Source organism: Delftia sp. (assembly GCF_059499305.1).
Genome location: NZ_JCABYI010000030.1, coordinates 608,055 through 628,150 on the forward strand (window position 1 = coordinate 608,055; position 20,096 = coordinate 628,150).

Here is a 20,096-nt window from a genome sequence, read left to right on the forward strand (position 1 = left end):
CGCATTGCCACCACCGACAGGAGATGCCCATGCTGCAAACCGCCGTGGTCGCCGTGCGCGACCGTGCCCGGCTGCAGGAAATCGTCGGCGTGCTGCTGCGCTTCGGGCTGGCCGACCTGGTCGACACGCTGGGCCTGGCCCGCTTCGCGCCGCGCGGCAGCCAGCCCCATCCCGAGCATCCGCTGGATGCCAGCCGCCCCGAGCGCCTGCGCATGGCCCTCGAACACCTGGGCCCCAGCTTCGTCAAGCTGGGCCAGATCATGGCCACGCGCTCGGACCTGCTCGCGCCCGAATGGACGGCCGCGCTGCAGCAACTGCACAGCCACGCCGCCCCGCTGCCCTGGGAGACGGCCCAGCCATTGATCGAGCAGTCGCTGGGCCTGCCCGTGGAGCAGGTGTTCACGCATTTCGATCCCGTGCCGCTGGCCTCGGCCTCCATGGCCCAGGTTTACCGTGCGCGGCTGCCTGCGGCTGAAGACCGGGAGGACCAGGAAGACGGCAGCGGCAGCGACAGCCCCCCTGCGGCCCGCGCTGCCGACATCGAAGTCGTGGTCAAGGTCCAGCGCCCCGGCCTGCGCCCCCAGATCGAAGCCGACCTGCGCCTGCTAGAGCACCTGGCGCTGCTGGCCCAGGAACAATGGCCGCAGCTGGCACGCTACCGCCCGCGCGAGGTCACGCGCCAGTTGGGACAGGCGCTGCGCGAGGAACTGGATTTCACCGTCGAAGCCCACAACGGCGACGCCGTGGCACGGCACTTCGCGGCCCAGCCCGAGATCGTCGTGCCGGCCATCCACTGGGCATTGAGCGGGCCGCGCCTGCTGGTGCAGGACTTCGTGCCGGGCGTGCCAGCCTCGGCCGTGGGCGCGGACCCCGCGCTGGACGGCCCGCTGCTGGCGCGCCGTGGCGCCTGCGCGTTTTTGCAGATGGTGCTGCGCGACGGCCTGTTCCACGCCGACCCGCACCCGGGCAACCTGCTGGCCCTGCCCGGCAACCGCGTCGGCTTCATCGACTTCGGCATGGTCGGGCGGCTGTCTCCCCAGCGCCGCCGCCAGGTGCTGGGCCTGATGCGCGCCCTGGTCGAGGGCCAGGGCCGCAGCCTCTCGGGCGTGCTGCTGGACTGGGCCGCCGAAAGCGAAATGCCCGGCCGCGCCCCGCCGTCGGCCGCGCGCATCGAGGCTGCCGTGGACCGCTTCGTGACCCGCCATGGCCCCGGCGCCAGCAACGGCCGCCTGGTGATGTCCCGCGCCCTGCAGGACTTCATGGCCCTGGCCCGCGAAACCGGCGTGGCCCTGCCCGCCGACATGGCGCTGCTGCTCAAGGCCCTGATCACGGCCGACCAGGTGCTGCTGCAGCTGGACCCGCAATTCGACGTGGTGCAGACGGCCACGCCCCTGGTCAAGGCCCAGCTGCTGCAGCGCTACTCCCTGCGCAGCCTGGCGCGCCAGCGCCGCGCCGCCATGGCGCAATGGATGGACCTGGCCGACGACGCGCCGCACACCCTGCGGCTGGTGATGCAAAGACTGCGCTCGGGCCGGCTGCAGGCCGACCTGGACATACGCCACATCGACCGCCTCTCCCAGGCCCTGGAACGCGCCGCCACCCGCCTGGCCCTGGCCGTGGTCTCCGGCGCCTTCATCCTGGGCCTTGCCCCCGGCCTGCTGACCATGGGCCCGCGCCTGTGGGGCATCCCCCTCTTCGCCGCCCTGGGCGTGGCCGGCGCCGCCGCCAGCCTGGCCGTTCTTTTCACCACCATGCGCAGGCAGAAGGCGCTGGATTGATGGCTGGATTGATCGCTGGATTGGCGATCAGGAACGCCAAAAAAAAGCAGCACCAGCGCACCAGATCAAAGCCGGGCGCCGCCCCCAAAACCGCCACGGCACAACCCAGAGACACCGAGGAAGGGCCGCCCCGCACCGAGGGTGTCGTCCCCCTCCGCGAAGCGAGAAGGGGGAAGCGGCGCAGCCGCTCAGGGGGTCAGTCCAATTTGACGCCCGCGCTCTTGATGATGGCCCCCCAGCGCTTGGACTCCGCGCGCGACATGGCCAGGAACTGCTCGGGCGTGCCGGGCAGCGCCTCCATGCCGAAGTCCTGCATGCGCTTGACCACGGCGGGGTTGGCCAGGGCCTTGTTGAGCTCGGCGTTCAGGCGCTGCACCACGGCCGGGGGCATCTTGGCCGGGCCCAGGATGCCCTGGAAGGCATAGACCTCGGTGTCGGGCACGCCGACCTCGGCCAGCGTGGGCAGCTCGGGCAGGCTGGGCACGCGCTTGCCCGTGCCGATGGCCAGGGCGCGCACCTTGCCCGACTGGATCACGGGCAGGCCCGAGGCCAGGTCCAGGAACATGCAGGGCACCTGGCCGCCCATCACGTCGGCCAGCGCGGGTGCCGCGCCGCGATAGGGGATGTGCGTCAGGAAGGTGCCCGTGCGGTTCTTGAACATCTCCATGGCCAGGTGGTGGGGCGAGCCGTTGCCTGGAGAGGCGTAGTTGACCTGACCCGGATGCGCCTTCACGTAGGCCAGGAATTCCTTGAAGGTCTTGGCCTCGAAGTTCGGGTTCACCACCAGCGCCATCGGGAAGCGGCTGATGCCGCCGATGTAGGTGAAGTCCTTTTCAGGATTGAAGGACAGCTTGCTGAACAGGTGCTCGTTGTAGGCCAGCACGGCGTTGTCGGCCGACATGATGGTGTAGCCGTCGGGCTTGGCCGTGGCCACGATCTGGGCGCCGATGTTGGTGGAGGCGCCGGGGCGGTTGTCCACCACGATGGTCTGGTTCAGCGTCTGGCGCATGGCCTCGGCCACGGTGCGCGCCAGCACGTCGGTGCCGCCGCCGGGCGGATAGGGCACGACCCAGCGGATGTTGCTGGCGGGCCAGTCCTGCGCCTGTGCAAAAGGCGTGGCCATGCCGGCGGATGAGGCCGCCACGGCGGCCAGGAATTGTCTACGGTCCATTGTTGTCTCCTGTGGGATGGGTGTGGATGGGTCCTGGCCGCGCCCTGTTGCTTTTGTTCATGGAGGCGGCGGCCGTGTATTTCAGGGCGGGCTGGCTGCGGGGAACTCCACGCGCTGCACCTTGAAGCCCTGGGCCGCCAGCAGCGCCGGCAGGCCGCGCGTGCCCACCATGTGCAGGGCGCCCACGGCGGCGAACACGCTGCGGCCGGAGCGGATCTGCCGCGCCACTTCGCGCGCCAGGCCGGGGTTGCGGCCATAGACCATGCGGTCGTAGTCGGCGCGCTCGGCGGCATTGGCCATGCAGTCGCACCAGTCGGGCAGGCTTTCAAGCAGGTGGATGCGGCCATCGGCCCAGACGCCTGCGATCAGCCCCAGTTTCTGGGACGCGGTGCCGCTTTCCAGCTGGCGCAGGCCGGACTCCACCGTCTCGGCCACGCGCGCGGGGTCGTCCGAGACCAGCTCGCGCAGTTGCAGCTCGGGCGTCTCCAGGGACAGCACGGGCTTGTCCAGCGCGCGTGCCATCCCGGCCAGAGAGAAGTCGATGCCGTAGGCCGCGTCCAGTCCCTCGCTGCGGCCGGCCAGCGACAACAGGGTGATCACCTGGGCGTCGGGGCGCAGCAGGGCCAGCTCGGGGCCGGCGCAGGCCAGGCGCCTTTGCTCCTCAAGCCGGCGCTGGAGATCGCCGCGCAGCGGCGGCGCATCGGGCCGCGCCTGCATGCCTGCGAACAAGACCTTCATGACCTCGGGATCGAGGATGTTCAGCTCCAGCGCCAGGCTGTCGGAGGCGCGCAGCGCGTCCGCCACCGTGGGGCCGGGCACGCTCCAGTCGAGCTTGGCCGCGTGCATGGTCCCGTAGAGCCAGCTGGTGCGGCCCCGGTGCTCGATGCGCCACAGCAGTCCACGGTCCTGCGCCTTGCGCTGCATGGCGCGGATCTCGTCCGGGCCGGGCATGCGCGCCTCGGGCGGGCAGGTGACGGGGTCCGCGGCCGGGGGCGCCGCGAATGCCCCCGCCAGCGGCGACAGCGCCAGCGCGGCCAGGCCGGCGCGCAGCGACCTGCCCGCCAGGCGCCACCAGGGTGCGCAGACGCGGCTCATTCGGCAGGCTCGACGATGTTCTGGTCGATGGCGCCGAAGATGCTCTGGCCGTCCTTGCCCTTCATCTCGATGCGGATGGTGTCGCCAAAGCGCATGAACTCGGTCTTGGGCGCGCCGTCCTGGATGGTCTCTATGCAGCGCTTCTCTGCGATGCAGCTGTAGCCCTTGGGCCACTCCATGCGCCGGTTCTTGCCCTTGCCGCTTTCCACACCCTTGTTGCTCACGGTGCCGCTGCCCACGATGGAGCCGGCGCGCACATTGCGCGTCTTGCAGATATGGGCGATGAGCTGGCCGAAATGAAAGCTCATGTCCTCGCCCGCATCGCACATGCCGACCTTGCGGCCGTTCCAGGTGGACTGCAGCGTCAGGTGCAGGCGGCCGCCCTTCCAGGCGTCGCCCAGCTCGTCCAGCGTCACGGCCACGGGGCTGAAGGAGGTGGCAGGCTTGGACTGGAAGAAGCCGAAGCCCTTGGACAGCTCATTGGGGATCAGGTTGCGCAGGCTCACGTCGTTGGCCAGCATGACCAGGCGCACGCCGCCCAGCGCACGCTCGGGCGTGGCGCCCATGGGCACGTCGGCGGTGATGACGGCGATCTCGGCCTCGAAGTCGATGCCCATGGACTCGCTGGGCACCACCACGTCGTCGCAGGGGCCCAGGAAATCGTCGCTGCCGCCCTGGTACATCAGCGGGTCGGTGTAGAAATTGGCGGGCACCTCGGCGCCGCGCGCCTGGCGCACCAGCTCCACATGGTTGATGTAGGCCGAGCCGTCGGCCCACTGGTAGGCGCGCGGCAGCGGCGCCATGCACTGGCGCGGATCGAAGGCAAAGGCATGGACCGCCTTGCCGCTGTTGAGCAGGTGGTAAAGGTCCTGCAGCTGGGGCGCCATGTAGCTCCAGTCGTCGAGCACCTGCTGCATGCGGCTCGCTATGCCGGTCGCATAATGGGCCTGGCTCAGGTCGCGTGACACCACGACCAGTTGCCCGTCCCGCGATCCGTCCTTGTATGTGGCAAGTTTCATGCTGCTCCCCCGTGCCGCCGCCGCGCGCCACGGCATCCGGGCAGCGGCCTGGATACCCATGGCGACGCAGCCACGAATTACGATAAGTTAAATTGATTTAACTAAACAAAACCAAATTCTATTGCAATGGACAAGGAACGCGCAGGGATTCAATCGGTCGAGGTCGGTTTTACATTGCTGGAGGCGCTGACGCGCGCCCGGGGCCCGCAGATGCTCAAGGACCTGGCGTCCGACGCCGGCATGAGCGCCGCCAAGGCGCACCGCTACCTCGTGAGCTTCCAGCGCATCGGACTGGTCACCCAGGACGCGCGCACCTCCCGCTACGACCTGGGCCCGGCCTCGCTCAAGCTGGGCCTGGCCTCGCTGGCGCGTCTGGACCCCGTGCGGCTGGCGCGCGAACGCATGCCCGCGCTCATGGAGCGCATCCACCACACGGCGGCCATCGCCGTCTGGGGCAACCACGGGCCGACCATCGTGCACTGGGAGGAAAGCGCGCAGTCGGTCACCGCCAACCTGCGCCTGGGCGACGTCATGCCCATGCTGGCCTCGGCCACCGGGCGCTGCTTCGCGGCCTGGCTGCCGCGCGAGGTCACGGCCCCGCTGCTGGAGCCCGAGGTGGACAAGGCCCGCCGCATCCAGCGCAAGGACCTGCCGCTCACCCCCGAGGCCATAGACGCCATGCTGGCCGAGGTGCGCGAGCGCGGCACCGCCCGCGTGGTCGATACCGTGCTGCCCGGCATCGTGGCGTTTTGCACGCCGGTCTTCGACTCCTCGGGCCATATCGTGCTGGGCCTGACCACGCTGGGCTCGATTGCCACTTTCGACCCCGAATACGGCGGCGCCATCGATGCGCCCCTGCGCGAGGCCTGCGTGCAGCTGTCCCAGGACCTGGGCTGGAATGCCTGAAATGCACCTGCGCCAGCGCGCCCTGCCCGCCCTCACCGCCGTGGTGCTGGGCGGCCATGCGCTGGCCCTGCTGGGCCTGCCGCTGTGGAACCAGGTATCGGCACCGCGCACCGAGGTGGCGGCCATGCAGACACGGGCGCTGTCCCTGCCCGAGCCACCCGCTCCCCCGCCTGCCGCCACGCCCGAGACACCTGCGCCCGTACCCAAGCCGCAACCCCGCCCTCGCCCCAAGGTCCAGCGCCCGACACCCGCCGCGCCCACCGCACCCGTGGCCGAGCCGCTGGACACGCCCATCCGCGAAACCGTGGAGCCCTTGCCGATGGCCGCAGCGCAGGAGCCTGCCGCATCGGACGCCTCGGAAACCGCCCGTGCTGCTGCCGATACGGGTGCCGGCAGCGAGCCAACTCCGGCCACACCGCCGGCGCCGCCCGCTCCCAAGCCCGAACCCGAAACACCGCCCACGCCCTCGGCCGGCCCGGCCCAGGGCATGGCCATCACCTCGCCCGACGGCACGCCGCTGGCCTCCGACGCCCCCGTTCCCGTGCAACTGCCCGATCCCGCTCGGCTGTCGTTCGCCGTCACCGGCCAGGCCAAGCGCTTCAACTATTCGGCCAATGCCGAGCTGGTCTGGCGCCATGCCAACGGCCAGTACCAGGCCAGCCAGGAAGTCAGCCTGTTCCTGCTGGGCTCGCGCTCGCAGACCAGCGAGGGCCGCATCACCGACAGGGGCCTGGAGCCCAGCCGCTTCAACGACAAGGCGCGCAAGGAGCAATCGGCGCAGCTGGCGTTCGACCAGAACCTGGCGCGCTTCAGCACGGGCGCGCCCGACGCGCCCATCGCGCCCGGCGCCCAGGACCGGCTCAGCGTGTTCCTGCAGCTGTCGGCCCTGCTGGCGGCGGCGCCGCAGCGCTACCCGGCGGGCACGCAGATCAGCTTCATCACCGTCAGCGCACGGCGCGCCGACCGCTGGACCTTCCGCGTGGGCGAGACCGAGACGCTGGACCTGCCCTCGGGCAGCACGCAGGCGCTGCGGCTGGACAAGATCGCGGCGGCCGGCGATGACCAGCAGGCCTCGCTGTGGCTGGCGCCGTCCATGCAATACCTGCCCGTGCGCATCCGGCTGGCGCAGGACAACGGCGACTTCGCCGATCTGCAGCTCAAGAGCCGCCAGGCGCCTTGACACACGGGACACCGGTGGGACACCGGTGATTTCCCGGTAGTCCTGCACTTGCAGCCACCGCCACCGCCCGCCTACCACAGCGCGGCCTGCGGCACACGCCGCAGCGCATGCCAATCCGTGGAATACTGCATGCAAGTGCCTGCGATAGATCGGGACCCCCACGGTCCTTGAAATCCGGCGCTTCGCAGCCATGTAGGCTGTGCGACGCCCGGCAACGGGCCAGAAAGGGAACACCATGCAAATGCTTTACGACTCCGAATCTTTTGTGGTGCTCCATCTGCGTCCCGACATGGATCCGGATGCAGCGGCCGGCGAAGCTGCGGTCGATGCCGCCCGTCAGCTGCCACGCCACGGCTTCGAAATCGTGGACAAGCGCTCGGGCAAGGAGGTCTATCTGGACGGCTCCTGGGCCGAGATGTTCCAGAAGCAGATCATCGCCTGGCAGCAGGACGCCCCCACCGAGGAAGAGGTCGAGGACGCCCTGGAGCGCTACGCCGGCCTGGCCCAGCAGCCTGTCGTGGTCCACTGACAGCACACAGCGCACGGTCCCGTGAAGGGACTTCGCGCCAGGCCCGCCGCAGGTTCTCTGCGGCGGGCCTTTTCTTTGGGCGCGGCCATTGCGCGCACCCTGGTGCTTTCACCGATCCGCAGGCTGCGCCTGCTGCCTAGAATCGCCGCACAGGTTCAAGATTTGAAGACCATCTGTGAGATGGTCTTGTCGCGCCTGTACGGTTTGCCGGCCTCTTGCAGAAACACAGGAGGCCAGCATGCAGACCAGCATCCACAGGGTTCGCGGCGTTCAGGATGTCATCGCCTACATCGACGCACGCCAGGGCATTTCAGGCCGCGCCGGCACCATCTGGTGGCTGGCCCTCGGCGGACTTTTCCTCGACGCATTCTCCAACTCCGCACTCAGCGTGGGCCTGGGCCCCATGACGCGCGACCAGCAGCTGACGCCGGCCGAAGTGGCCTGGATGACGTCGCTGGCCTCCTGGGTGTCCATCGCCTTCAATCCCATCGGCGGCTGGATGGCCGACCGCTGGGGCCGCATGCGCCCGCTGGTCATCGCCAAGGTGCTGGCCGTGGCCGGCGCGCTGCTGGTCAGCATGGCGCCCGACTACGCCACCATCCTCTTCGGACGCTTCTTCGTGGGCGCGGCCTATGGCATCGACTTCGCCATCGCCATGGCGGTGCTGGCCGAATTCACGCCCGCCCGCCTCAAGAGCCGGCTCAATGTCTGGCAGGGCATGTGGTACATGGCCGTGTGCAGCAACCTGGTGCTGGCGCTGTGGTTCCATTCCTGGGATGTGGGCGATTCGCTGTGGCGCTATTCGGTGGCCGCCACGGCGGTGTTCGGCCTGTTCATCCTGGGCATGCAGGCCGCGCTGCTGGTGGAAAGCCCGACCTGGCTGGCACGCAAGGAGCGGCTGGATGACGCCGCCCGCGCCATGACGCGCATCTACGGCGCACACGGCCAGCGCTTCGAGGCCGCGCCGCCCGCCGAACGCCTTCCCGTGCTCAACCCGGCCCGGCGCGGGCTGGCCAATGTGCTGCTGATCTTTCGCGGCATCTACCTGCCGCGCACGCTGCTGGCGGCCACGGTGCAGATAGGCCAGTCCATCCAGTACTTTGCCGTGGGCTGGTACCTGCCGCTGATCAGCGCCTCGCTGTTCGGCAAGGACTTCCGCGAGGCCACGCTGGGCGCGCTGGTGTTCAACGTGTTCGGCATCGTCGGCGGCTTCCTGTCGCCCGTCATCGGGCGCAGGCTGGGCCTGCGGCGGGCCTCGGCCTTCGGCTTTGCGTTGGTGTTCCTGATGCTGCTGGTGCTGGGCCTGTTCAACGGTCGCATGCCGATCTGGCTGGCCGTGGCCGTGCCCTCGCTGTTCATCCTCTTTCACTCAGGCGGGCCAGGCGCCAACGGCAAGAGCCTGTCCACGCTGTCGTTCCGCAGCGAGCTGCGCGCGGGCGCCAACGGCGTGATCGGCGCGCTGGGCGCCATGGGCGCGGCGCTGGGGCTGCTGGTGTTCCCGCTGTTCCGCCAGCAGTACGGGCTGGAGAACACCTTCCTCATCCTGTCCGTGGTGCCGCTGCTGGCCAGCATCGTCTGCTTTTCCATCCGCTGGGACCCCACGCGCACCACGGTGAACCCCGACGACGAGCCCGGCGCGCCCCAGTTCGCGGACGACGCCGCCCCGCCCGCCAAGATCGCTCAAACCACCGCCTGAAAGAGAACACCCCATGCACCATGAAGCCGTGATCCTTTGCATCGACGAAGGCACCTCGGGCACGCGCGCCGCCGTCGTGGGGCGCGACGGGCAGGTGTCCGCCCAGGACTATCTGCCGCTGGAAATCCACTGCCCGCGCCCCGGCGTGGTCGAGCAGGACGCCGACCTGCTGCTGGAGCGCACGCTGGACGTGTGCCGCCGCGCCATCGCCCGCGCCCAGGGCAGCGGCCAGCAGATCGTGGCCCTGGCCATTGCCAACCAGCGCTGCTCGGCCGTGCTCTGGGACACGGCCACGGGCCGTTCGCTGGCGCCCATCATGGTCTGGCAGGACTCGCGCCACCGCGACGAACTGGCCGTGCTGGCCGGCGACTGGGATGCCCGGCTGATCCGTCACGCGGGCCGGCCCGTGGGCGTGCGTTCGCCCTACCTGTGGGCCGCGCACAAGCTGCGCGAATGCCCGGCCGTGGCCCAGGCCTGGCGCCAGCGGCGGCTGGCCTTCGGCACAATCGACTCCTGGCTGCTGTGGCATCTGTCGGATGCGCGCGCCGTGGTCACCACGCCCACCAATGTGACCTCGGGCAACGCCTATGGGCTGGGCGATCACCGCTACCTGCAGGACTGGCTGGACGCGCTGGAGTTTCCCGCCGAACTGCTGCCCCGCCTGTGCGAGGACGTGCAGGACTTCGGCCGCACGCGCACCGAGCTGCTGGGCCTGGCCGTGCCCATCCTGGCCTGCGCGGGCGACCAGCATGCGGCCGCCGTGGGCCTGGGCTGCCTGGAGCGGGGCCAGGCGCTGTGCGTGCATGGCACGGGCAGCTTCGTCGATGTGCTCACGGGAACAAAGCTGCCCGCGCATGACGCGGCCCATGAAAGCTCGCTGACCATGACGGCGCGGCGCATGGACGGTGTCTCGCGCTATGCCATCGAGACCTATGTGCCCACCACGGGATCGGCGCTCAACTGGATCTGCGAGAAGCTGCAGTGGTTCGACAACCCGCAGCAGATCAGCACCCTGGCCCGCGAGGCCGAGACGCCGACCGACCTGGTCTTCATCCCCGCGCTCACCGGCCTGCGCCTGCCGGCCATGGAGCCGGGCGCGCGGGCCTCGATCTCGGGCGTGTCCATGGCCACCTCGCGGCCGCAGCTGGCGCGCTCCATCCTCGAAGGCATTGCGCATTCCGTGGCCTCCTGCGTGCAGGCGGACGAGGCGGCCGCAGGCACCGAGGTGGGCGAGCTGCTGGTGGGCGGCGGCCTGTCGGGCAGCGATGCGCTGCTGCAGATCCAGGCCGACCTGGGCGGCCTGCCCGTGCGACGCCTGGCCGATACCGACAAGGCCAGCCTGCGCGGCATCGCCTTCATGGCCGGCAGCGCAGGCCTGCTGTGGGACGGGCTGGAGCAGGCCTGCGCCACGCTGCGCACCGAAGCGGTCTTCACCCCGCGCATGGCGGCCGACGAGCGCGGCGAGCGCCGCCGCATCTGGCGCGCCCGCGTGGGCGACGAACTGGCCCGCGCCCGGGCCCCCGGGCGCAGCGCCGCCCTGGAGGGCTGCGCATGATGCAATGGCCCTTTGGCAAGGAACGCAGGGACAGCGCCGCACTGACCCAGACCGCGCCGCTGCAGCTGCAGCGCGCGGACCAGCTGGCTCGGCTGGGTGACGAGGCCTTCGACCTGCTGGTCATCGGCGGCGGCATCACCGGCGCCTATGCGGCGCTGGACGCCAGCCTGCGCGGCCTGCGCGTGGCGCTGGTGGAGAAGGACGACTTCGCCTCGGGCACCTCGTCCAAGTCCTCCAAGATGGTGCACGGCGGCCTGCGCTACATCGAACAGGGCAACCTGGGGCTGGTGCGGCACTCGCTGCTGGAGCGCCAGCGCCTGCGCCGCAATGCGCGCCACCTGGTGCAGCGCCTGCCCTTCCTGTTTCCCGTGATGGAGCGCGACGGCGTCTTCGACGCCCGCCTGGCCAAGGCCTTCGGCAGCCTGCTGTGGACCTACGACCTGGCCGGCGGCTGGCGCGAAGGCATCCTGCACCGCAAGCTCGGCAAGGCCGAGGTGCTGTCGCACTGCCCGACCTTCCGCGAAGAGCAGCTCCTGGGCGGCTACATGTACTTCGATGCGCGCGTGGACGATGCGCGGCTCACGCTGGCCGTGGCGCGCACGGCGGCCTTCCATGGCGCGGCCGTGCTCAACCATGCCCGGGCCACCGCCATCACGCGCAACGCCCACGGCGGCGTGGATGGCGCCATCGTCCATGCCGATGGCCGCGAGATCACGGTGCGCGCGCGCAGCGTGGTCATGGCCACGGGCGTCTGGCTGCGCGACTGGGATGGCCGCAGGCCCGACCAGCAGGCGCAGCTGCACGTGCGCCCCGCCAAGGGCGTGCACGTGGCCATTCCCTGGCTGCGCATACGCAACGACTGCACCGTCACCATCCCCGTGCCGGGCCGCAGCCGGCGCGCCACCATCACGCGCTGGGGCGATGTCTCCTACCTGGGCACCACCGACGAGGACTATGCGGGCAGCCTGGACGACGTGCACTGCACGCGCGCCGAGCTGGACTTCCTGCTCGAAGGCGCCCGATCGGCGCTCAAGGTGGACCTGTCGCCCGAGGACGTGGTCGGCTCCATCGCCGGCTGCCGCCCCCTGGTCGGCCCGCCCGGCGGCAAGACCGTGGAGATGAAGCGCAACCACGAGATCCATGTGGCAGCCGACGGCCTGGTCACCATCGTCGGCGGCAAGCTCACCACCTCGCGCCACATGGCCGAGCAGACCGTGGACGCCGTGGAAAAGCTGCTGGGCCGGCGCACGCGCTGCACCACCGCCTCGGCCTTCCTGCTGGGCGCGGCCGGCTACGACGCCCAGGCCATCACGGCCACGGGCGGACTGTCGGCCCACCTGGGCGAGCGCTACGGCACGGAGGCACGCTTCGTCAGCGACATCCTCGACGCGCATCCCGCGCTGGCCCGGCCCATCGTCGAGGGACTGCCCCACACCGAGGCCGAAGTCCTCTACGCCGCGCGCCACGAAATGGCGCGCACGGTGGAAGACGTGCTCTCGCGCCGCATGCGCGCACGCCTCATGGCGCGCGATGCATCGGCCCGCGCCGCAGCGCGCGTGGGCGACATCCTGGCCCAGGAACTGGGGCTGGCACCTGCGCAGATAGCGCAGCAGATCCACGACTACCGCCGCGCCATGGAGCGCGAGAAACAGATTTTGATGGGAGACATCCAATGCTGAGCAAAGACGCAATCGCCCGCGGCTACAACCGCCGCAACTACGTGGTGGGCGCCCCCACGACCCCGGGCTGGGCGGCGCAGGCCGCACCCGCAGCCGACCGCCCTGCCTCCGAAGGTCCTGCCTGCGGCCTGCAGCACGAGCCCGTGGCCGTGCCCGAGGCCGCGCTCGCCGCGCTGCGCGCCGCCTGCGACCGCGTGCAGACCGAGCGCGCCGACATCGTTGCCGGCACGCGCGACTGGTGGGCGCGCACCATGGTGGCCGAGACCTCGGGCCACCCGGCCACGCCGCAGGCCGTCATCGCCCATGCATCCACCGTGGAGCAGGTGCAGGCCGTGATGCGCATTGCCGATGAACACGCCATTCCCGTCACCGTCTCGGCCGGGCGCAGCAACGTCACGGGCGCGGCCCTGCCCCTGCGCGGCGGCATCGTGCTGGACCTGTGCGAACTCAATCGCTTCATCGCCATGGACGAGCAAAGCCAGATCGTCGAGGTCGAGGCCGGCATGTTCGGCGACGTGTTCGAGGAAACCATCCAGCGCCGCCACGGCATGACCATGGGCCACTGGCCCTCGTCCTTCGGCATCAGCACCGTGGGCGGCTGGGTGGCCTGCCGGGGCGCGGGCCAGCTGTCCACGCGCTACGGAAAGATCGAAGACATGGTCCACGGCATGGACGTGGTGCTGGCCGATGGCCGCCTCGTCACCGTGGGCGGCTACGCGCGCGCGGCCATCGGGCCGGACCTGCAGCAGCTGTTCATCGGCTCGGAAGGCACGCTGGGCGTGATCGTGCGCATCCGCTTCAAGCTGCACCGCCTGCCCGACCACGGCCGCGCCATCGCCTATGGCTTCGCCAGCTTTGCCCAGGGCCTGGAGGCCTGCCGCCAGATCCTGCAGCAAGGCGCCAACCCCGCCGCGCTGCGGCTGTACGACGCGCTGGAAAGCGGCGTGCAATTCGGCCGCAGCGACCTCAACGTGCTGCTGATCGCCGACGAAGGCGCGCCCGAGATCGTCGATGCCGTCATGGCCATCTGCGAACGTGTGTGCGCACCCTTGGGTGAACGGCTGGACGGCGCCGCCACCCTGGAGCGCTGGCTGGACACGCGCTACCTGACCGGCAAGAGCGCCGAGGGCTTCAAGAAAGGCCCGGGCTTCGTCGCCGACACGCTGGAGATGTGCGGTCCCTGGAAAGACCTGCCGGCCATCTACGAGGAAGTGGTCGCCGCCCTGCAGGCCATCCCCGGCACCCTGGCCGGCTCGGCCCACCAGTCGCATGCCTATGTGGATGGCGCCTGCCTGTACTTTTCGCTGCGCGGCGAGGTGGCCGTGGACCAGCGTGCCCAGTGGTACCGCGCGGCCTGGGACGCGGCCAACGCCGTGCTGCTGCGCCACGGCGCCACGCTCAGCCACCACCACGGCGTGGGCCTGCTGCGCGCGCCCTACATGCGGCAATCGCTGGGCCCGGCCTTTGCGCTGCTGGAGGCCACCAAGCGCATGCTGGACCCCAAGAACCTGCTCAACCCCGGCAAGCTGGGGCTGGACCTCTGACATGGGCCGCCCGGACAACTCCCTGGGCGCGCGGCTGGCGCGCCGCCCCGTCATCGCCACCTTGTACGGGGCCGAGCAAATGGACGCGCTGCTGGCCAGCCAGGCCGAAGTCGCCATCGTCGCCAACATCGAACTGCGCCGCCTGCGCTCGGTGATCTCCACCATCACCGGGGCGGGCAAGATCGCCATCGTCAACATCGACAGCTGCGACGGCATCTCGCCCGACAAGGGCGGCGTGGACTACCTTGTGGACCTGGGCGCCAGCAGCCTGCTGTCCACGCGCGTGGCCACCATCCAGCGCGCCAACAAGGCCGGGCTGCTGACCATGCAAAAGGTCTTCGTCACCGACCGCTCCACCTGGCCGCGCAGCATCAAGGCCGTGGAGCAGAGCGACCCCAACCTCGTGCAGATCATGCCCGCCCCCATGCTGGCCCACATCACCGAGGCCGAGCGCCGCATCCTGCCGCCGCTCGTGGCCTCGGGCTTCGTCTGCAGCCAGGAGCAGGTCCAGCAGGCGCTGGCCGGTGGTGCGATTGCGGTATCGACCAGCGACAGTGGGCTGTGGTGAGGTGGGCCCTAGGCCGTGCGCGACGCGGCCGGCCCGCGCGCCTCCACCCAGCGGAACAGCGGCGCCACCAGCAGCAGCACGGCGATCAGCCGGCAGACCTGGAAGGCCGTGACCACGGGCACGCCCAGCTGCAGCACCTTGGCGGTGATGGCCATCTCGGTGATGCCGCCCGGCGAGGTGCCCAGCAGCAGGGTGACCCAGGGCAGGTCCACGGCCAGGTGCAGCAGCCAGGCGAAGCCCGCGCAGATCGCCATGAGCCCCACGGTGCCCAAGGCCACGGAACCCAGCCAGCGCGGCGCGGTGTGCAGGAATTCGCGCTTGAAGCGCACGCCCAGGCTGATGCCGATCACCAGCTGCGCCGCATTGACCAGGGCCTGGGGCACGGCCGACAGTTCCTGGCCGCACATGGTCAGCAGCATGGACACCAGCAGCGCGCCCAGGAACCAGGGGTTGGCGCGCCTGAGCCGGTCCATGGCCCAGGCGCCCAGGCCCGTGAGCACGGCCAGCAGCGCCAGCCCCGGCCATTCGACGATGCGGATGCTGGGCGGCGTCAGCCCCTCCAGCCCGTGCAGACCGCTCCACTGCAGCGCGAACGGAATGCTCACGGTGACGATGACCAGGCGCAGGCTGTGGCTGGCCGCCACCAGGTCGGTGCGCGCGTTCTCGCGCTCGGCCAGCAGCGTCATCTCCGACGCCGCGCCAATGGCGCCAGCGAAATAGGTGGTGGCGCGCATCTCGCCCGCCGGTATCTGCGGCATGCGCGGCGCATGCACGCGGTACAGCCAGGCGCCGAAGCCCCAGCCCAGCAGCAGCGCCCAGACAATGGCCACGGCAATCGCCCACCACAGCCCCGCGATCAACTGCACCACGGCCGGCGTGAAGTACAGGCCCAGCGAGGCGCCGATGATCCACTGCCCGCCGTTGCGCAGCCGGCCCGAACTGGCCGTGGGCGCGCCCAGGATGGAGGCCAGCGAGGTGGCGATCAGCGGCCCCAGCATCCAGGGCAGCGGCGTGCGCAGCCACAGGCACAGCTGGGCGGCGGCAAGGGCGCCCAGCAGGGTCAGTGCGATGCGAAGCAGGAAAATGGGGCGGCGCTCGGGCATGGCAGGCGAGGCGGGGGCAGGTCCAAAGCCTGCGAGTATCGCCGCGCCGGCTCCCGCGCGCTGCCGGCGGCGCTATCTCCGTGACAGGTCCGCGCCCCGCCGCACCGCCATCTCGCGGCCCATGGCCGCCTGCGCTGCCTCTGGCAGCATGCCACGCGCCTGCGGGTAGGCCAGCCGCTCTTCATTCTCGACATGGCTGGCATAGCAGGCCGCGAAGCGTTCGAACACCTCCTCGTCAGCCGCGCCAAAGCCCTGGGACTGCCCCTCGGCCATGTCCAGCAGCGGCTGGCGCGCCAGCGCCCAGTCGGCGCTCATCAGGCCGTGCTCGCGCTGCAGGCGCTGCACCAGGGCCACGGTCTGCGCATCGCCCTGCTCCAGCAGCGGCGGGAAGACATGCAGCTCCTCGTCCTCATGGTGCAGCGGCGCCGCCTGGTCGAAGTAGCGCAGGATGTCGCGCGCCGCCTGGCGTGCGCTGTCGTCGCAACCTTTGGTCTGGAGATGCACGCGCAGCCGGTCCAGCAGCGCCAGCATGCGCAGCACGCGCTCGTGGCAGGCTTCGAGCATCTCGAAGGGCTGGTCGAAGCCCGTGCCGGGCGCGCGCCAGCCGGGCACGGCATCGCCCTGCGGGCGTGGGGCCACGGCAACTTTCACCCACAGCTCCCCAGATGGCCGCAGGCCGTGCAGTACTCGCAGCCGTCCTTGCGGATCACGGCATGGGCGCCGCATTCCTCGCATTTGCGGCCGGCCATGACCATGGGGTCGGTGGCCAGGGCCTCGGGCTCGGGCAGCGGCGATGGGGCGGGCGGTGCGCCGCTGCCGCGCCGGGCCAGGATGTTCTGCACCGCATAGGCGATGGCGGCCACCTCGGAGTCGTGCCACATGGGCACGCGCGTGCCGTCGTCGCGCTGGTGGGTGCCCAGGCGCACGGGGCCCCGGTCCCAGGCCACCTTGCGCATGTCGCTGAGGGCGCGCTCCAGGAAGCCGCCGCGCGCGGCCAGTGACAGCAGGCGCATGCTGGAGGTCACCCATTGCTGGGACTCGCCGCTCTGGCCTACGGGCATGAAGAATTCGATGGCGCGGTCCACCGTGCGGCCATCGGGCAGGACCACGGGCAGGAAGGAGACGACCAGGTACAGGCGCTTGGGGCCTTGCTGGGTCCAGTACTCGATCTTCTCGGCCACGGCGTCCAGCGCGCCCTGCGGGCGGCTTTCTATCACGGTGCGCAGCGGGTCGGGTGCGGAAGCCGTCGCTCCCGCCGGCGCGGGGGAGGCCGGCTTTTCAGCAGATTCGGGCGCATGGGTCTCGAGCACGGAGCCCAGGATGGTGTTGGGCCGGTAGGTGGCCAGGCCCTTGAGGCCTGCCTTCCAGGCCTGGCGATACAGGTCCTTGAAGTCCTCGTAGGGATAGTCGGCGGCCACGTTGACGGTCTTGGAGATCGCCGTGTCCACGAAGGGCTGCACGGCCTGCATCATGGCGATGTGGCCGGCCGCAGGCATCTGCAGCGCGCTGACGAAGTAGTCGGGCAGCTGCTGCACGTCGCCGCCCAGCGAGCGGTACAGGCGCCAGGCATGGTCCTCGACCGCGTACTCGGCGCTGCCGCCATCGGCCGTGCGCTTCTTGCGCTTGTAGGTCCAGGAGAACGGCGGCTCTATGCCGTTGGAGGCGTTGTCGGCAAAGGCCAGGCTGACCGTGCCCGTGGGCGCGATGGACAGCAGGTGGCTGTTGCGTATGCCGTGCGTGCGTATGCGCTGGCGCAGCGCCTCGGGCAGGCGGCTGGCGAAGGTGCCTTCGGCCAGGTAGCCATCGGCGTCGAACTTGGGGAAGGCCCCCTTCTCGCGCGCCAGCTCCACCGAGGCGCCGTAGGCCGCATCGCGCATGCGCTCGGCAATGCGCGCGGCCATGGCCCGGCCCTCGGGCGCGTCGTAGCGCAGGCGCAGCATGGCCAGCGCATTGCCCATGCCCGTGAAGCCCACGCCGATGCGCCGCTTGGCCTCGCTTTCCTCGCGCTGCTGCGGCAGCGGCCACCAGGTCAGCTCCAGCACGTTGTCCAGCGCACGCACCTGCACGGCCACAGAGCGCTCGAAGGCCTCGAAGTCGAACACAGGCTCGCCCGCGAAGCCGAACGGATGGCGCACGAAGCGCGTGAGGATGACGGGGCCGAGGTCGCAGCAGCCGTAGGAGGGAAGCGGCTGTTCGCCGCAGTTGTGCACATACAGGCCATTGGCGTCGAAGGCGTGGCAGTCCGCCACCGTGACGTCATAGACCATTTCCTCGCCGTCGCTCTCCAACGCCTGGACGGTGGCAGTGAAGCGCTCACGGTTCGGGGTGCGCCGGTACTGGGCCAGGGCCTGCTCCAGCCGTTCGGCCTTGTCGGTGTCCGCAAGGCCTATGCGGTCGGCGAAGATGCCAAGGTTGTCGCCGCTGATGACCAGTTCATGCTGTGCCTGGGTTGCATAGTCGCGCTGGCCGCCTTTGCCGTCGGGCATGGCGCGCAGTTGGGCTGGCCGACGGTTCTCATAAATCGTCGAAGCCATGCCCTGGCGCAGCAGCATGCGCTGCACGGTACGCAGCAACTCAGAATCGCTCTGGGACAGGCGCAGGCTCACGCCCTTGTCCTGTGTGCCCTGGACCGATCCATCGGCATCAAACAGGCCGCGCAGCAGCCCTGCGGAAAATGCAGAAGAGGCCGCTTCCATGGACTTGGTGATGCACTTGCACCCTGGCTCCATCCCCATGCCAAGCGCCAGATCGCGCAATGCGGCACTGGCCATGCGCGCCTCGCCACGTCCCGCCACTGGCCGCTGGAATCCACGGAAATCCGCGCGGTGGCGCAAGCTGGCTGCTGCAGCCTCAGCGGCCTGCATGATGCCTGCCGCGCCCGTGGCGGCATAGGCCACCGCACTGCTGGCGTTGCCTGCGACCTGGCGCAGCTCGGGCGCCCATACGCTGATCACGGCCTTGTCGGCCTTGAGGGTTCCATCGCCTATCAGCAGGCCCAGCAGGTAGCCTTCGGCCTCGGTGCCCTGCCCATCCCAGCCTTGAAACGCACGGTGGTTATGAAGCAGTACCTCGTCGCCTGCCTGCAGTTGGGCGGCCGGAGTCCATTCGGCCTGCAACGCATAGCGCGTGCGGCGAGCGACACGCCGCACCAGATGGTCTGCGGTCAGGCGCAGCACCTGGCCCTCGCGTGTAGTCAGCCGCAGCACCGGCTTGCGGCCGGTGGCGAAGAAGCCCGCGCTTTCGGTGGCGTAAACCTGGCCGTCGACCACGGCGCCAAATGTCTTTCCGACGAGGTCTGCAACCTGGGCTGGTCCCGACTCGGTGAGTACCCAGGTATCTGCCGTGACGCAAGGATTCGTCGCCGCGATCTCCTCGCAGTAGCGCAGGTTGTTGTCGTCGTTGATGTGGTCCAGGAAGAGGATGCCGGGCTCGGCGAAGTCGTAGGCCGAGCGCATGATGGTGTCCCACAGCGTGCGGGCGGGCAGGGTCTGGTAGACCCACTGGCCGTCTTCGCGCTGGTGGGCACCCTGCTCCAGCAAGGCGGTGCCGGGGCGGGCGCGGTGCACCAGGTGCCAGGGCTGGTCTTCGGCCACGGCCTGCATGAAGGCGTCGCTGACGCCGACCGAGACGTTGAAGTTGTTCCAGCGGCCCGGCGTGCGCTTGGCGGTGATGAATTCGAGCACGTCGGGGTGGTCGATGCGCAGCACGCCCATCTGGGCGCCGCGCCGCGCGCCCGCGCTTTCCACGGTAGCGCAGGACTGGTCGAAGACGTTGATATAGCTGCACGGGCCCGAGGCCAGCGAGGCGGTGGCGCACACCTCGGCGCCACGGGGGCGGATGCGCGAGAAGTCGTAGCCCACGCCGCCGCCACGGCGCATGGTTTCGGCGGCTTCGCGCAGGGCTTCGTAGATGCCGGGGTAGCCGCCGTCGTCCACGCCCTGGATGCAGTCGCCCACGGGCTGCACGAAGCAGTTGATCAGCGTGGCCTGCAGGTCGGTGCCGGCCGCGCTCATGATGCGCCCTGCGCCTATGGCGCCGGCCTGCAGGTTGGCCAGGAACAGGGCCTCGCATTCGGCGCGGCGCGCCTCGGGCTCGACCGAGGCCAGGGCGCGGGCCACGCGGGCGTAGAGCTCGCCCACGCCGGTCTCGCCGTCCTTGAGGTATTTTTCGCGCAGCACATCGAGGCTGATGGGCTGCAGATCCGCCGCGTCCTGCGCGCGGCCCAGGTTTTCGCGATGCATTGGCATGGCTCCCGTGTTGACTTGCCTGCCGC

The 20,096-nt window shown here is 70.2% G+C and carries 15 protein-coding genes; 9 read left to right on the top strand and 6 right to left on the bottom strand.

Going from position 1 to position 20,096, the window contains the following annotated elements; translation table 11 throughout:
• Window positions 1-29: 29 nt before the first annotated feature.
• Window positions 30-1,778 carry an ABC1 kinase family protein gene (locus tag AC5I49_RS19375; protein ID WP_016451938.1) on the top strand — a complete coding sequence of 583 codons (1,749 nt, stop codon included), beginning with the start codon at window positions 30-32 and terminating at the stop codon, window positions 1,776-1,778.
• Window positions 1,779-1,974: 196 nt separating this feature from the next.
• On the opposite strand, the gene AC5I49_RS19380 is transcribed toward AC5I49_RS19375, so the two are convergent.
• From AC5I49_RS19380 to AC5I49_RS19390, 3 genes are all read right to left on the bottom strand, one after another.
• Complete coding sequence (locus AC5I49_RS19380) at window positions 1,975-2,949, bottom strand: Bug family tripartite tricarboxylate transporter substrate binding protein (protein WP_495789752.1); 975 nt, start codon at window positions 2,947-2,949, stop codon at window positions 1,975-1,977.
• Between the two features lie 81 nt (window positions 2,950-3,030).
• Window positions 3,031-4,044 (bottom strand): TraB/GumN family protein, encoded by a 1,014-nt coding sequence (locus tag AC5I49_RS19385; RefSeq protein WP_495789753.1) that lies wholly within the window; start codon window positions 4,042-4,044, stop codon window positions 3,031-3,033.
• Entirely contained in the window at window positions 4,041-5,063 is a 1,023-nt protein-coding gene (locus AC5I49_RS19390; RefSeq protein ID WP_026062874.1) for a fumarylacetoacetate hydrolase family protein, read from the bottom strand. Before AC5I49_RS19390 ends, AC5I49_RS19385 begins: the two co-directional genes overlap by 4 nt.
• A 126-nt stretch (window positions 5,064-5,189) precedes the next feature.
• On the opposite strand from AC5I49_RS19390, the gene AC5I49_RS19395 reads away from it, so the two are divergent.
• From AC5I49_RS19395 to AC5I49_RS19430, 8 genes are all read left to right on the top strand, one after another.
• Window positions 5,190-5,969, top strand: a complete 780-nt coding sequence (locus AC5I49_RS19395; RefSeq protein ID WP_012203056.1) for an IclR family transcriptional regulator — start codon at window positions 5,190-5,192, stop codon at window positions 5,967-5,969.
• Window positions 5,962-7,149: a DUF3108 domain-containing protein gene (locus AC5I49_RS19400; protein WP_495789754.1), complete on the top strand. Its 1,188-nt coding sequence runs from the start codon at window positions 5,962-5,964 to the stop codon at window positions 7,147-7,149. Before AC5I49_RS19395 ends, AC5I49_RS19400 begins: the two co-directional genes overlap by 8 nt.
• A gap of 235 nt (window positions 7,150-7,384) precedes the next feature.
• A complete protein-coding gene (locus tag AC5I49_RS19405) occupies window positions 7,385-7,678 on the top strand; it encodes a BTH_I0359 family protein (RefSeq protein ID WP_034363542.1) in 294 nt (97 codons plus the stop codon).
• A 238-nt stretch (window positions 7,679-7,916) separates the two neighbouring features.
• Entirely contained in the window at window positions 7,917-9,374 is a 1,458-nt protein-coding gene (locus tag AC5I49_RS19410; protein ID WP_016451943.1) for an MFS transporter, read from the top strand.
• A gap of 13 nt (window positions 9,375-9,387) precedes the next feature.
• Window positions 9,388-10,929, top strand: a complete 1,542-nt coding sequence (locus tag AC5I49_RS19415; RefSeq protein WP_495789755.1) for an FGGY family carbohydrate kinase — start codon at window positions 9,388-9,390, stop codon at window positions 10,927-10,929.
• Window positions 10,926-12,608, top strand: a complete 1,683-nt coding sequence (locus AC5I49_RS19420; protein ID WP_495789756.1) for a glycerol-3-phosphate dehydrogenase/oxidase — start codon at window positions 10,926-10,928, stop codon at window positions 12,606-12,608. The genes AC5I49_RS19415 and AC5I49_RS19420 overlap by 4 nt, the downstream gene beginning before the upstream one ends.
• Window positions 12,602-14,152, top strand: coding sequence for an FAD-binding oxidoreductase (locus AC5I49_RS19425; protein WP_495789757.1), 1,551 nt, complete (start codon window positions 12,602-12,604; stop codon window positions 14,150-14,152). Before AC5I49_RS19420 ends, AC5I49_RS19425 begins: the two co-directional genes overlap by 7 nt.
• A gap of 1 nt (window position 14,153) precedes the next feature.
• On the top strand, window positions 14,154-14,720 hold the full coding sequence (locus AC5I49_RS19430) for a glycerol-3-phosphate responsive antiterminator (protein ID WP_012203049.1): 567 nt from the start codon (window positions 14,154-14,156) through the stop codon (window positions 14,718-14,720).
• A gap of 8 nt (window positions 14,721-14,728) precedes the next feature.
• Here the strand turns inward: AC5I49_RS19430 and AC5I49_RS19435 are convergent, their stop codons facing one another.
• The 3 genes from AC5I49_RS19435 to AC5I49_RS19445 form a co-directional block, all read right to left on the bottom strand.
• Window positions 14,729-15,823, bottom strand: a complete 1,095-nt coding sequence (locus tag AC5I49_RS19435; RefSeq protein WP_312840379.1) for an AbrB family transcriptional regulator — start codon at window positions 15,821-15,823, stop codon at window positions 14,729-14,731.
• A 72-nt stretch (window positions 15,824-15,895) separates the two neighbouring features.
• Window positions 15,896-16,474, bottom strand: a complete 579-nt coding sequence (locus tag AC5I49_RS19440; protein WP_495789758.1) for a hemerythrin domain-containing protein — start codon at window positions 16,472-16,474, stop codon at window positions 15,896-15,898.
• Window positions 16,471-20,064 carry a ribonucleotide reductase barrel domain-containing protein gene (locus AC5I49_RS19445; RefSeq protein ID WP_495789759.1) on the bottom strand — a complete coding sequence of 1,198 codons (3,594 nt, stop codon included), beginning with the start codon at window positions 20,062-20,064 and terminating at the stop codon, window positions 16,471-16,473. The genes AC5I49_RS19440 and AC5I49_RS19445 overlap by 4 nt, the downstream gene beginning before the upstream one ends.
• Between the last annotated feature and the right edge of the window lie 32 nt (window positions 20,065-20,096).

Coding starts and splice junctions, on each gene's coding strand:
- AC5I49_RS19405 (WP_034363542.1), top strand. CDS start 7,385: ATGCAAATGCTTTACGACTCCGAATCTTTTGTGGTGCTCCATCTGCGT.
- AC5I49_RS19390 (WP_026062874.1), bottom strand. CDS start 5,063: ATGAAACTTGCCACATACAAGGACGGATCGCGGGACGGGCAACTGGTC.
- AC5I49_RS19425 (WP_495789757.1), top strand. CDS start 12,602: ATGCTGAGCAAAGACGCAATCGCCCGCGGCTACAACCGCCGCAACTAC.
- AC5I49_RS19395 (WP_012203056.1), top strand. CDS start 5,190: ATGGACAAGGAACGCGCAGGGATTCAATCGGTCGAGGTCGGTTTTACA.
- AC5I49_RS19420 (WP_495789756.1), top strand. CDS start 10,926: ATGATGCAATGGCCCTTTGGCAAGGAACGCAGGGACAGCGCCGCACTG.
- AC5I49_RS19375 (WP_016451938.1), top strand. CDS start 30: ATGCTGCAAACCGCCGTGGTCGCCGTGCGCGACCGTGCCCGGCTGCAG.
- AC5I49_RS19435 (WP_312840379.1), bottom strand. CDS start 15,823: ATGCCCGAGCGCCGCCCCATTTTCCTGCTTCGCATCGCACTGACCCTG.
- AC5I49_RS19445 (WP_495789759.1), bottom strand. CDS start 20,064: ATGCATCGCGAAAACCTGGGCCGCGCGCAGGACGCGGCGGATCTGCAG.
- AC5I49_RS19400 (WP_495789754.1), top strand. CDS start 5,962: ATGCCTGAAATGCACCTGCGCCAGCGCGCCCTGCCCGCCCTCACCGCC.
- AC5I49_RS19380 (WP_495789752.1), bottom strand. CDS start 2,949: ATGGACCGTAGACAATTCCTGGCCGCCGTGGCGGCCTCATCCGCCGGC.
- AC5I49_RS19415 (WP_495789755.1), top strand. CDS start 9,388: ATGCACCATGAAGCCGTGATCCTTTGCATCGACGAAGGCACCTCGGGC.
- AC5I49_RS19410 (WP_016451943.1), top strand. CDS start 7,917: ATGCAGACCAGCATCCACAGGGTTCGCGGCGTTCAGGATGTCATCGCC.
- AC5I49_RS19430 (WP_012203049.1), top strand. CDS start 14,154: ATGGGCCGCCCGGACAACTCCCTGGGCGCGCGGCTGGCGCGCCGCCCC.
- AC5I49_RS19385 (WP_495789753.1), bottom strand. CDS start 4,044: ATGAGCCGCGTCTGCGCACCCTGGTGGCGCCTGGCGGGCAGGTCGCTG.